At 68.5% G+C, this 11,693-nt stretch carries 12 protein-coding genes; 4 read left to right on the top strand and 8 right to left on the bottom strand.

All coding sequences use genetic code 11. The features are described 5' to 3' along the window. The first annotated feature begins 172 nt into the window (after nucleotides 1-172). On the top strand, nucleotides 173-1,492 hold the full coding sequence (locus ED92_RS41230) for a hypothetical protein (RefSeq protein ID WP_037348381.1): 1,320 nt from the start codon (nucleotides 173-175) through the stop codon (nucleotides 1,490-1,492). Nucleotides 1,493-1,498: 6 nt separating this feature from the next. Here the strand turns inward: ED92_RS41230 and ED92_RS41225 are convergent, their stop codons facing one another. From ED92_RS41225 to ED92_RS41215, 3 genes are all read right to left on the bottom strand, one after another. Further along, complete coding sequence (locus ED92_RS41225; RefSeq protein WP_037348379.1) at nucleotides 1,499-2,122, bottom strand: response regulator transcription factor; 624 nt, start codon at nucleotides 2,120-2,122, stop codon at nucleotides 1,499-1,501. Nucleotides 2,123-2,221: 99 nt separating this feature from the next. Next, nucleotides 2,222-2,872, bottom strand: a complete 651-nt coding sequence (locus ED92_RS41220; protein WP_037348378.1) for a response regulator transcription factor — start codon at nucleotides 2,870-2,872, stop codon at nucleotides 2,222-2,224. A gap of 5 nt (nucleotides 2,873-2,877) precedes the next feature. Then, nucleotides 2,878-3,555 carry a sensor histidine kinase gene (locus tag ED92_RS41215; RefSeq protein ID WP_037348377.1) on the bottom strand — a complete coding sequence of 226 codons (678 nt, stop codon included), beginning with the start codon at nucleotides 3,553-3,555 and terminating at the stop codon, nucleotides 2,878-2,880. A gap of 363 nt (nucleotides 3,556-3,918) precedes the next feature. Between ED92_RS41215 and ED92_RS41210 the strand changes: the two genes are divergently transcribed. Beyond that, nucleotides 3,919-4,683: a twin-arginine translocation pathway signal protein gene (locus ED92_RS41210; protein WP_037348375.1), complete on the top strand. Its 765-nt coding sequence runs from the start codon at nucleotides 3,919-3,921 to the stop codon at nucleotides 4,681-4,683. A gap of 86 nt (nucleotides 4,684-4,769) precedes the next feature. Here the strand turns inward: ED92_RS41210 and ED92_RS41205 are convergent, their stop codons facing one another. The 3 genes from ED92_RS41205 to ED92_RS41195 are packed head-to-tail and all read right to left on the bottom strand — an operon-like array spanning nucleotide 4,770 to nucleotide 7,242. Then, entirely contained in the window at nucleotides 4,770-5,639 is an 870-nt protein-coding gene (locus ED92_RS41205; protein WP_037348373.1) for a hypothetical protein, read from the bottom strand. Next, on the bottom strand, nucleotides 5,636-6,871 hold the full coding sequence (locus tag ED92_RS41200) for an RNA polymerase sigma factor (RefSeq protein WP_037348371.1): 1,236 nt from the start codon (nucleotides 6,869-6,871) through the stop codon (nucleotides 5,636-5,638). The genes ED92_RS41205 and ED92_RS41200 overlap by 4 nt, the downstream gene beginning before the upstream one ends. Further along, complete coding sequence (locus tag ED92_RS41195) at nucleotides 6,868-7,242, bottom strand: YciI family protein (RefSeq protein ID WP_037348370.1); 375 nt, start codon at nucleotides 7,240-7,242, stop codon at nucleotides 6,868-6,870. Before ED92_RS41195 ends, ED92_RS41200 begins: the two co-directional genes overlap by 4 nt. Before the next feature lie 269 nt (nucleotides 7,243-7,511). Here ED92_RS41195 and ED92_RS41190 point away from each other — a divergent pair, with 269 nt between their 5' ends. After that, nucleotides 7,512-8,705: an NAD(P)/FAD-dependent oxidoreductase gene (locus ED92_RS41190; RefSeq protein WP_037348369.1), complete on the top strand. Its 1,194-nt coding sequence runs from the start codon at nucleotides 7,512-7,514 to the stop codon at nucleotides 8,703-8,705. 27 nt (nucleotides 8,706-8,732) lie between these two features. Here ED92_RS41190 and ED92_RS41185 read toward each other — a convergent pair whose 3' ends face one another. Then, the gene (locus ED92_RS41185; RefSeq protein ID WP_037348368.1) at nucleotides 8,733-9,533 is read right to left on the bottom strand and encodes an SAM-dependent methyltransferase; all 801 of its coding nucleotides are present in this window, start codon (nucleotides 9,531-9,533) and stop codon (nucleotides 8,733-8,735) included. Between the two features lie 209 nt (nucleotides 9,534-9,742). Here ED92_RS41185 and ED92_RS41180 point away from each other — a divergent pair, with 209 nt between their 5' ends. Beyond that, nucleotides 9,743-10,522, top strand: a complete 780-nt coding sequence (locus tag ED92_RS41180; RefSeq protein WP_081976092.1) for a trypsin-like serine protease — start codon at nucleotides 9,743-9,745, stop codon at nucleotides 10,520-10,522. A 52-nt stretch (nucleotides 10,523-10,574) separates the two neighbouring features. On the opposite strand, the gene ED92_RS41175 is transcribed toward ED92_RS41180, so the two are convergent. Then, nucleotides 10,575-11,552, bottom strand: a complete 978-nt coding sequence (locus ED92_RS41175; protein ID WP_037348367.1) for a hypothetical protein — start codon at nucleotides 11,550-11,552, stop codon at nucleotides 10,575-10,577. Nucleotides 11,553-11,693 lie beyond the last annotated feature (141 nt).

Genomic DNA, 11,693 nt, shown 5'->3' with positions numbered 1-11,693 from the left:
GTTACTCACCCGTTCGCCACTAATCCCCTCCTTGAGGGACTCAGAGTCCCTCAAGGAGGCCTTCACGGACTTCCGAAGCGCCGGCCACTGCCCCTATGGGCAACGACCGGCGCACGGCCGCACACCCGTCCGCTGGTGCCCCTCGTCGCGCCGGACGCGCAGACTTCCGGGTATGGGAGCAACGGCGACGCTGTCCGAGGCGGGTCTGGTCGCGGAACCGGGCCAGGAGATCAGCTGCTCGGTGACCGTTCGCAATGCCGGCCGGGTCGTCGATCAGTTCGCGATCGAGGTGGTCGGCGATCCGGGTGCCTGGGCCACGGCGGAACCGGCGACGGTGAACCTGATGCCGGGGGAGGCGGGCACGGTCGTCGTGCGGTTCGCGCCGCCGCGGTCGTCCGACGTCCGGGCGGGCCTGATCCCTTTCGGTGTCAGGGTTTTCTCGAGCGAGGACCCGGCGGGGTCGGTGGTCGAGGAAGGCAGCATCCAGCTCGGCGCGTTCACCGAGGTGACCGCCGAAGTCGTTCCGGCGAAAGTGGAGGCCGGTTCCAAGGCCGATTTCGAAGTCGCCGTCGACAACCGCGGCAACCATCCGGTCGCCGTCGAACTGAGCGCGCTCGACCCCGAGGACGAGCTCGACTTCCAGCTCGAACGGAACCGGGCCGACCTCGCGCCGGGCACGGCCGCGTTCGTCCGCCTGCGGGCCCGGCCGCGGAAACGGTTCCTGCGCGGGCAACCCGTACGGCACCGCTTCCAGGTGTTCGTCGTCGCGGACAACGCCGAACCGCTCAAAACCGAAGGCACCATGGTGCAGCGGCAGTTGCTGCCGAAGTGGTTGCTGCCGGCACTGGCCGCGCTCCTGGTGTTGCTACTGGCCTTGGTGACGCTGTGGTTCACCGTGCTGAGGCCCGCGGTGAAGTCCGCCGCCCGCGAAGCCGCGCAGGAGCAGAACCAGGAGGTGATCAAGGCCGCGCAGGACGCCGGTGGCGCCGCGGGGGAGGCGAAGAAGGACGCCGTTCAGGCCAAACAGAACTCCGAAGACGCGATGAAGGCCGTCGGGCTGACCCCGCCTCCGGACGGCGCGCCGCCCGGCCCCAGGGCGTCGAACGGGGTCCCGAACCCGGCGGGCAACGCCAACGGCACACCGACCGACTTCCGCGTGGCGGCGGACGCGGCGGTCGACTCGAACGTCAACCGCTTCGCCGAATTCCCCTACGCCGTGCCGGACGCGGCGAAGACGCTGGTCGTCACCGATCTCATCCTGCAGAACCCGCGTGGTGACAACGGAACCCTGCGGCTGTTGCGGGATTCCGGCGGCACGAAGACCGTTCTGCTGGAAGTCGGCCTCGCGAACTTCCGCGACCTCGACCACCACTGGTTGCAGGCATGGCGGTTCGCGCCCGGGGAGAAGATCGTGCTCGCGGTCAGCTGCCAGACGCCGGGAGGCGGCAGCCGGTGCACCCCGTCGGTGTCCTTCTCGGGCCGCATCGAATAGTCCGGATCAGATCAATCCCTCGCGCAAGGCGAACGCGACGGCGTGCGCGCGGTTGCGGAGCTGGAAACGGTTGGTGATGTCGTGCAGGATCGATTTCACCGTCCGCTCGGAATAGCTCAGCTGGTCGGCGATCTCCTTCGTCTCGAAGCCGTCGGCGACCATCCGCAGCACCTTGGTCTCGCGTTGGGACATCCCGGCCAGATCCCAGCCGTTCGGTTGCAGCACGTCCCGCTGCAACCGGGACACCCTGGACAGCAGGCGGCCGAGCAGATCCGGCGGCAGCGCGCCTTCCCCGGCGGCCGCGGCCTTGACCAGCCGCACCAGGGTGTCGGGGGTGGCGTCGGCGCGCCGGATGATCGCGGAGACACCGTTGCCCACGACGTCCAGCAGTTCCGAGTCGTCCACCTCCCCGGCGACCAGGACGACCCCGGCGCAGGCGGCGCAGTGGAGGCTGCGGAGCAACTGCTGCGCCTCCTCGTTCAGCCGCTCGACGATGACCAGTACGACGGCCGGCTCGTCGGTGTCGTCGGCGAAGCGGATCTCAGGGCGTGCGCGCAGCGCGGCGGTGACACCCGCGTGCGTGATGGTGTCGGTGGCATGGAGCAGCACCGGGATCTGGTCGACGAGCATCGATGAACCCCTCCCGCGAACGGCGTTTCGTCATTCCCAAGGATCGTGCGGACGGGGTGTCGCGAACAGGGATCCGGAGTCCCGATATGTCCCGCTTTGCTACTCCGATCGAGCGACGCCCGCCTTCCTGATCTTGGCGATCGCCTGGGCCCGGTCGGTGACCTGGAGCTTGCGGAAGATATGGGACACGTGGTTCCGCACGGTTTTCGGGCTGAGCACCAGCTGGTCGGCGATGGAGGCGTTGCCCATGCCCTGAGCGATGAGCCGCATGATCTCCCGTTCGCGCGCGGTCAGCTTCGGGAAGGACTCGTCGCGCGGGGATTCCGTGCCCAGCAGGGAAAGTACCTGGGTCGCGATCGCCGGGCTGAAGATCGCCTCGCCGTCGCCGATCACCCGCACCGCGCGGACGACCTGCTCGTTGCGCGCCCCTTTGAGCAGGTAGCCGCGCGCACCCGCCCGCATGGCGGCGAACACCGCGGCTTCGTTCTCGAACATGGTCAGCATGAGCACACCGGTGTGCGGGCAGGCCTTCACGATGCGGCGGGTCGCCTCGACGCCGTCGAGATCCGGCAGGTTCAGGTCCATGAGGATGACGTCGGGTTCCAGCCTGCCCGCTTCCGCGACCGCGGTGAGACCGTCGGCGGCCTGCCCGACGACGTCGATGCCCTGGGTACCGTCGAGCATCGCGCAGATGGTCGTCCGGAAGGCGGGATGATCGTCCACCACGAGGACGCGCAGGGGCGGGAACATCGCGCTCACTCCTTGGTGGCGAGCGGCAGCCAGGCGGCGATCCGGGTGCCGCCCGAGGACACCGGCTCGACGACGCAGCCGCCGCCGAGGCCGACGGCGCGTTCCCGCATCGAACGCAGCCCGGTCCCGCCTGCCACGGGCAACGCCTCCCCGCCCGTGCCGACCCCGTCGTCGACGATCTCCACGCGCAGGTCGCCGTCCAGCGGCCAGAGGCGCACCGCGCACTGCCGGGCACCGGAGTGGCGGGCGATGTTCACGAGCGCCTCGCGGATGATCCGGTACGCGGCGACCTCCACCGCGGCCGAAAGCGGCGGCAGCTCACCGCGGACCTCGACCGTCACCGCGAGCGGGCCGTGCTCGGCGGGGACCCGGTCGGCGAGCATTCCGGCATACCGGCGCACGGCCGTGACGAGGCCCGCGTCGTCGAGCGCGGGCGGGCGGGCGTCGGTCACGATGCGGCGCAGTTCGGTGATGGCGCCGTAGAGCTCCTCCTCCAGCCGGGAGAGGAGGCGCTCGGCCCCGGCTCGGTCACGGACGAGCAGGTCGCGGGCCGCGCGCAGCCCGAGCACGGCCACGGCGAGTGTCGGCCCGACGCCGTCGTGGAGGTCGCTGAGCACCGTCCGGAGCCGGTCCTCGTACCCGGCAGGATGAACGACGTCGGTGACGACGAATGTCCGGCGCATGTTCTCCCCCGTCGGGCGGTGGCGCGGCTCGGTGGTGCGTAGCGTTCTGATCACTCGCTGTACTAGTCGCGGAACCCGCTCCCGGCGTTTCCCCGCCTGCCGCGAGTTCAGGTAACGGTTTGGAGCCGATGCGGATGCCTGCCTCGGCGGTCGCGACTGATGCGGCGGCGAAATGCCGTAATAGGGGTTCGAGAATTTGGGTCATAAAATGATGGTGCTCGCTTCGAAGTATGATGCGCGCGAGTGAACTTTCTCGACAGTGGACGGGCCATCACGGACAATCGGTTCCGCGCGGCACCCTGCGAGCGAATCCTTCTGTTGCGCTCAGTTCCCTGCTCCCATCATTTGGCGAAAAGGAACCCTATGCATGACGATGACGAACCAGTAGGCCGGGTGCTCGGCAGGCGGCAGGCGTTGATTCTGCTCGGCGCCGCCGGTGCGACACTCGCCGCCGCGGGCTCCGCCACGGCGAGCACCACCTCCACCGAAGGCAGCCCCGAGGTCTGCACGCTGGATTGTGTGGTCAAGCCAGAGCAAATGGAGGGCCCGTATTTCGTAGACGAGCGGCTCAATCGCTCCGATATCCGCAGTGAGCCGTCCACCGGACAACTGGTTCCCGGTACCCCGCTGGTAATCAATTTCACCGTTCAGCAGGTTCGCCAGCAGCAGTGCACCGCGCTGTCGGGGGCGATGATCGACCTCTGGCAGTGCGACGCTTTCGGTCTGTACTCCGATATTCCGTCCCAGGGCAGCCGCGGCCGCCGTTTCCTGCGCGGTTATCAGAACACCGACCAGGCGGGCACGGCCCGGTTCACCACCATTCTTCCCGGCTGGTACACCGGACGCACACTGCATATCCACGTCAAAATTCGCACCATCGGAACCAACGGCCGCCCGTACGAGTTCACCTCGCAGCTTTACTTCACGCCCGAGTTCGGCGCGGCCTATCTGCGGACCGATCCGTACCGGAGGAAAGGCCCGGCCGACACGACCAACAGCCGGGACTCGATCTACCGCAACGGCGGATCCCAGATGCTGTTGCGTCCACAGCAGTCCGGAACCGGCTACACGGCGGACTTCGCCATCGGTCTCGACCTGTCGAACACGCAGGTCGGCCGTCCCGACTAGGGCGCCCGCCGTCTTGTGACACCACTCGGGCCGAAGGCTCCCTTCGCCGCATCGGACGCGGCGAAGGGAGCCTTCGGCACGGTGACTCAGATCCCGGCCGCGCGGTTCCCGGCGTCGAAGCCGCGCAGGGCGGCTCCGACAGTCGCGGCCACCGTCACCTCGAAGATCGCGTCCTCGCTGTATCCGGCGGCTTTGAGTTGCTCCACGTCGGCGTCGGTGATCCGGTGGGACGCGTCGCGGACGTTCGCGGCATAGGAGTCCAGCGGCCCAGGCAGTCGTTCACCGGTCAAGGCGGCCGTTCGGACGCTCTTGTCCGTCGCGGCGGGGCTTTCCAGCACGGCGTGACGCAGGTTTCTCGCCACGTCTCCGTGGTCGGTTTTCCGTCCCTCACTGAGAAGGAAGCCGGGGAACCGGTAGCCGAACCGGTGCAGCGACCTGGTCCCGGTCTCCAACTGGCCGTCCCGCAGGACGAAGCCGAAGGCGTTGGCGAGCCGGTTGACGATGTTCCAGACCAGGTTCACGCGGAGTGCTTCGGCGACGGCGTGCCGCGGCAGTCCGGTCACGAGGGTGGCGTCGATCGAGCCGGGATCGCGGCTGACGGCCTCCAGAAACGTGCGGACGGCCGCGAGTTCGGGACGCGCCGACCCCGCGTCGTCCGGGTCGATCTCGCCGGTGCCCGCGATACGGGTGAGTTCGGCGTGGGTGACGACGCAGAACGGGCATTCGTGCAGTCGCGCGGTGGACATGGCGAGGTACTCGCGTTCGCCGGCGGTCCAGTGGGACGGCCCGCGCATCGCGTCCGCCGTGAGCTCCAGCAGAGGACGGGCGAAGAAACCGGGACGGTACAAAAGCATCTTCACGATGTCGGGACTGGGCACCCCGGACCGCCGGGAAGTGAGTCCCAGGAACAACTTCGCGCGCCGACGATGGCCGTGGTCGAGAATGGACAGTCTCATCGGGACTCCACGGTGTCGAGTTCGGCCAGCCGCTTGGTGAGATAGCGCCGGTCGGCGGTTTTGACGGCGAGTGCGTGCGCGCGTCGGTACGCGGCCGCGGCGTCGGCGTTCCTGCCGAGGCGCCGCAGGAGGTCGGCGCGGGCGGCGTGCAGGAGGTGGTACCGGTCGAGGCCCTCGATGCCGTCTATGAGCGCGAGGCCGTCCGCCGGGGTGGTGGCCATGGCGACCGCGACCGCGTGGTTCAGCGCGACGACGGGGGAGGGGCTCAAACCCAGCAGGCGTTCGTAGAGACCGGCGATCCCCGCCCAGTCCGTCTCGTCGGCCGTCGGAGCTTGGGCGTGCAGCACGGCGATGGCGGCCTGCAGCTGATACGGACCGGGGTTTCCGTGGCGCAGCGCCCGGTCGAGCAGCCCGACGGCTTCGGCGATCTCGGACTGATCCCATCGCGACCGGTCCTGGTCGGCGAGCAGGACGACGTCCCCGTCCGGCCCGTAGCGTGCCGCGGCGCGCGAATCCTGCAGCAAGAGCAACGCGGCCAGGCCGAGCGCCTCCGGCTCGTCGGGCATGAGCGCCGCGACGAGTTCGGCGAGCCGGATCGCCTCCCGTTGAAGCTCCCGGAACTCCGGCTGGTCGCCGTCGGTGGTGTAGCCCTGGGTGAAGATCACGTAGACCACCGCGAGGACTCCGGAGAGCCGCTCCGGCAGGAGATGGTCGGCGGGGACGTCGAGGCTGATCCCGGCGTCGCGGATCTTGCGTTTCGCCCGCACGAGTCGTTGTGCCAACGTCGCCTCACCGACCAGGAACGTGCGCGCGATCTGCCCCGCGGTCATTCCGGCCACGGCCTGCAAGGTCAACGCGACCCGCGCTTCCTCGGCCAGCGCGGGATGGCAGCAGGTGAAGATGAGACTGAGCCGCTCGTCCCCGGCGCCGAGCAGGCTTTCCTCTCCGATGTCCATTCGTGTCACCTCCGGCGGAATCCCCAGCTCGGCGAGTTTTTCCTGACCGCGGCGCGCTCGGCGCAGCCGGTCGATCGCGCTGTTGCGCGCCGCGGTCAGCAGCCAGGCCACCGGATCGTCCGGAGCCGCATCACCCCATTTGCGCAGGGCGAGCGCGCACGCGTCCTGCAAGGCGTCCTCGGCGAGCTCGAAGTCGCCGAGCACCCGGACCAGCGCGGCGAGCATCCGGGATCGATGCTCGCGATACGTCTCCGACAAGACCGGCGCCGACGTCATACGCCGGTCGCCGCCCGGTGGTCGAGAGCAGGCACCCCGGCGATCGGGCGCACCTCGATCGTGCCGTCTTCGGCCATCGGGCACAGCGCCGCCAGCTCCAGCGCCACATCGAGACCGGGACAGTCGAGCACGTAGGTGCCGCCGAGGTGTTCGTGGGTTTCGGGGAATGGGCCGTCGGTGACGAGCGTCTTGCCCTCGCGGACCCTGACCGTGGTCGCGGTGTGCTCGCCCTGCAGCGGATGCCCGGACACGAAGGCGCCGCGACGGCGGCACTCGTCGGCGAAGGCGTTCACCCGGGCCAGCGCCTCGGGGAAGCGCGGGTCCTGCGGCTCCGGGCGATCGCAGTTGTAGATCAGCAGCATGTACAGCACGTGTCCTCCACTCGCCGGTGTCGATATGTCGAAGAGGATGACGAACGGGTCGACGGTAACTCGACAGGTCGTTCCACACTCGTCCCGACATCGACCGTGTGGATTTTGGGGCGTTGGATGACCAGAAATCCACACAGTGCCCGCGCGGACTTGACCGCCGACGATAATAAGACCAAACTTCATTGGCGAAAAGAAGTGCTGCTCGCGGCCCTGGGCGTCGGCGCCGGCTGACCCCGTACCCGGTGACCCGACCCCTGAGGAGTTGACAAGTGGAATCGCCGACGTTTGTGATCATCGGTGCCGGCCTTGCCGGTGCGAAGGCCGCGGAAGCTTTACGTGACAAGGGATTCGACGGGCGGATCGTGCTGCTCGGCGATGAAGGGCAGCGTCCGTACGAGCGGCCGCCGCTCTCGAAGGACATGCTCACCGGAAAAGCCGACAGCGCCTTCGTGCACGACGAGGACCGGTACTCCGGTCACGAGGTCGACCTGCGGCTCGGCGCCCGCGTGACCGCGATCCACCGGGCGGCCCATGAGGTCGAGCTCGCCGACGGCACCCGGGTCGGCTACACCAAACTGCTCCTGGCGACAGGTGCCGAACCTCGCGTTCTGCCGGGTATGGAGGGCGCGCTCACGCTGCGCCGCCTCGGCGACTCCGAGCGGTTGCGGCAGGTGCTGGCGACGGGGTCCCGGCTCGCCGTGGTCGGCGCTGGGTGGATCGGTCTCGAGGTCGCGGCGGCGGCCAGGCAGGCCGGCCTCGACGTGACGGTGCTGGAAGCACTCGAGTTGCCGCTGCTGCCCGTGCTGGGGCCCGACGCGGCCAAGGTGTTCGCGGACCTGCACACCGCGCACGGCGTCGACCTGCGGCTCGGGGCCAAAGTGGCCGGGACGGGCGCGAAACACGTCAGTCTCGCCGACGGCACCCGCGTCGACGCCGACGCCGTCCTCGTCGGGATCGGCGCGGTCCCGAACACCGCGCTGGCCGAAGCCGCCGGACTGAAGGTGGACAACGGCGTCCGCGTCGACGCGCACCTGTGCACCGGCGACCCGGACATCTTCGCCGCGGGGGACGTCGCCAACGCCGATCATCCGTTCCTCGGCCGTCCGGTCCGGGTGGAACACTGGGCGAACGCGCTCAAGCAGCCCGCCGTCGCGGCCGCCGGGATGCTCGGCAAGGACGAAACCTACGACGAACTCCCTTATTTCTTCACCGACCAGTACGACCTCGGGATGGAGTATCTCGGCCACAACGCCGGTCACGACCGTGTCGTCTTCCGTGGCGACGTCGAAGCCCGGGAGTTCATCGCGTTCTGGCTCAAGGAAGACCGGGTGCTGGCGGGGATGAACGTCAACGTCTGGGACGTCGGCGACCCGATCAAGGCCCTGATCCGCGGCGGACGGCCGGTGAACCCCGACCGGCTCGCCGACACCTCGGTGCCACTCGTGGAGGTCGCCGTCGGCTGAGCCCGGAGGAGCGGCGGGGTCGGACGCTCAGGCTTTGCGTCCGACGCCGGCGTAGACGTCGTCCGGCTCGACGTCGCGGAGGCCCGGTTCCGCATGCCACAGCGGCGCGCTGACGACACCGGGCTCGACCAGGTCCAGCCCGTCGAAGAGGGCGGTGACCTCGGCGTAGGGGCGGAAATACATGGGGTCTCGGCTGTTCTTCATCGCCTCGGTGACCGCCGCCATCGCCTCGGGCGCGTGGTCGGCGGTCAGATGCGACAGCGCGACCAGGCTGCCACCCGGCAGCGTTTCGCGGTACCGGGCGACGATCTCGGCGGGGCGCAGACTGTCCGGGATGAAATGGAAGACGGCCACCATGAGCAGCCCGATCGGGCGGTCGAAGTCCAGCATCCCTTGCGTCACGGCGGAGTTCAGTACGTCCGCCGGCCGGCAGAGGTCCGCCTCGACGACGGCGGCGTTCGGGTTCCCGTCGAGGATGAGGCGGCTGTGGGCGACGGCGACCTTGTCGTAGTCGACGTAGACCACCTTGCAGCCGGGGTCCATGTCCTGCGCGATCTCGTGCACGTTGCCGACGGTCGGAATCCCCGAACCCAGATCCAGGAACTGGGTGATGCCCTGGTCGACCATGTACCGCACGGCACGGCGGAGGAACGCCCGGTTGGACGCGGCGACCCGGCGTCCGGACGGCAGGACGGCCACGACCTTCTCCCCGACGGCGCGGTCGGCGTCGAAGTTGTGGCTGCCGCCGAGCAGCCAGTCGTAGACCCGGGCCGCGCTGGGCAATCGGACGTCGACGCCCTCTGGAACCCGTTCACCCTGCACGGACACCCCGCACCTCACAACGTGTCGACAGCTGGAAACCCTTTTGTCACCAGCACCGTACCGACTCCGACCCGGGACGCCTATCGTGCGGCACGGTCACGCTGGGTCGGCCATTCGGCCGATGTAGACCCGACCGATGAGCCGATCCAGTCATGATCTTCACCCCATAGCGTGACGACGGTAAGTAATTCGTCGTCTACGGGGAGATCACGATAATGCTTCGCAAAACAGGGGTACTGACGGCCGGGCTGGCCGCGGCGGGAGCGATGCTGATCCCGGGGGTGGCCTCGGCGGCTGGCGGGCCGACGCCTTTCGTCATCGGCGGGCACGACGCCACTGAGGACTACTCGTTCATGGTGTCGCTGCAGCAGGGCGGCAACCATTTCTGCGGCGGTTCGCTGATCAGCGAGAACTGGGTGGTCACCGCGGCGCACTGTGTGAAGGGAGCACAGCCGGGGGAGATCAGGACCAGGATCGGGGCGCGGCAGCACAACAGCGGGGGCACCGAGACCGGCGTCAGCCGGATCATCGTGCATCCGGACTTCGTCGGGCAGAACCCGCCGGGCGGGGACATCGCGTTGGTGCGGTTGGACAAACCGGTGACCGAGAAGCCGATCAAGATCGCCGCGGCGGCGGGCGGCGCGGGGACGGCGACCCGGATCCTCGGCTGGGGTGAGCACTGCGCCGATCAGACCTGCGGGGCGCCGGAGATCCTCCAGGAGCTGGACACCAAGATCAGGCCGGGGGAGGATTGCCGAAATCTGGCCACGGGCAAGGAGATCTGCACCGGTTCCGACACGCCGGACGCGATGGGCTGCTACGGCGACTCGGGCGGACCGCAGATCAAGGGCAGGCCGGGTGAGTGGGAACTGGTCGGTGCCACCAGCCGCGACGGTGACGCGGACCCGAAATGCGCCAGCGGTCTGGGCATCTGGACCGACGTGACGGTGTACCGGGACTGGATCGCCGAGCAGCAGGCGAGCAGCGTGGCGTGACGAACGGGCGAGGACGGTGATGAGACCGTCCTCGCCCGTTCGCCGTGATCCGTCACCGGGGCGCGAGTGCCTCCAAAGAGGACAGTGGCGCCTTGTGCAGGTTCGAGATGATGTTCCTCGGCTTGTCCGCGGCCTTGCTGTAGTAGTGCGCGCCGGACTCGAACGCCAGGTAGACGTTGCTGCCGTAGACGGTCAGCCCCTCGGACATGCTCGGCGCGCGGAAGCAGTGCTTCTTGGCCGTGTCCAGGTCCTTGTCGCCGGCGCCGCGCCGGACGACGTAGATGTTGCTGCGGTTGTTCCTGCCGTGCGAAGTGCTGTAGATGAACAGGTCCTTCGTGACGATCAGACCCTGCGTCTTCGTCGGCACCTCCCATGACCCCGGCCGGTAGCCCAGTTTGCCGTCGGCGCCGACGGTGTAGGAGTGCATCAAACCGCGCTTGGCGTCCTCGAACTTGCCTGCCCACAAGGTGTTGGTCGGGCCGTGGCTGGTGAGGAACGAGGAGGCGTAGACGATCTGCGCCTTCCCCTCCTGCTCGATGGGCAGCGACTTCTTGATCGCGTTCTTGAGCTTCGCCAGCGAGTACTTGCGGATCGTGTCGCCCTTGCCCGACACGAACGCCCAGCCCTGCTTCTCGAACACGGCGATCCCGCCGACGTGCGAGTACGCGAGCAGCGCCTGGCCGACCTGCTTGCCGGTCTTGGCGTCGATGCCGATGATGATCGCGCTGCGGTGACCCGACTCGTACGAGGTGACCAGGATCAGGTCGTTCGACCCGTCCCAGTTCGACCAGGTCGCCGTGCCCTGCGGGATGTTGGTCGCCAGCGCGGGGACGGGATGACTCTTGCTGAAGCGGTTGTCGTAGGCGTAGGAGGCGGATTCCCCATGATAGAAGGGCCCGTCCTTACCGCTGGACTTCGAGTCACAGGTGATGGCCGCGGCCTCAGCGGAGGCGGTGCCCACCACGGTGAGGCCGAGCAGCAGGGTGCTCGCCGCGGCGGTGATCGTCGCCTTCTTGAGTAGCGTCTTCATTCAGTCCCTTGTAGTCGTTGGGCGTCCAGTTCTCAACTGGGACTCGGGGGAGGCGCGGGTGGTTCCCGTGTCCGGAATATTTCTGAATCGATTGTGGAAAATTGTCCACTTTGTTTTGGTGAATGCATTCCGCGACACGGT

The sequence above is a fragment of the Amycolatopsis sp. MJM2582 genome, assembly GCF_000754115.1.
GTDB lineage: Bacteria > Actinomycetota > Actinomycetes > Mycobacteriales > Pseudonocardiaceae > Amycolatopsis > Amycolatopsis japonica.
Note: the sequence above shows the minus strand (reverse complement) of the source record. Positions and strands in the feature narration are given on the sequence as shown.